Genomic DNA, 259 nt, shown 5'->3' with positions numbered 1-259 from the left:
AGCAGCGCGCGACCGACGATGGCCACGGACGGGGCGAGGAGCTGGTCGACCGCCTCCTCGCCCGTCGCCTCCTTGTCGCGGAGCTGCACGATGCGGACCCCACCCGCCACGGCCTCGCGGACGGTCTCGTCCACCCCACGAGCACCGCACAGCGACCGATCGGTGACGAGGTAGAGGGACAGGTCGGCGGTCATCGGGCCTCCTCCTCGACGCGGGCGCGGGCCTGGAGATCCGCCGGGGTCACGGCGGACAGGGCGTC

Annotated in this window: 1 protein-coding gene; it reads right to left on the bottom strand. The window is 74.1% G+C overall.

What is annotated here, in order from left to right:
* On the bottom strand, positions 1-194 hold a 194-nt coding region (locus tag KVS71_RS17795), incomplete at its 3' end, for a thiamine phosphate synthase (protein WP_217585199.1).
* Between the last annotated feature and the right edge of the window lie 65 nt (positions 195-259).

Origin of the sequence: Microbacterium sp. GbtcB4 (assembly GCF_019091465.1) — a bacterium.
Classification (GTDB): domain Bacteria; phylum Actinomycetota; class Actinomycetes; order Actinomycetales; family Microbacteriaceae; genus Microbacterium; species Microbacterium paraoxydans.
The sequence above is the reverse complement of the archived record's forward strand: the minus strand, read 5'-3'. Positions and strand labels throughout refer to the sequence as shown.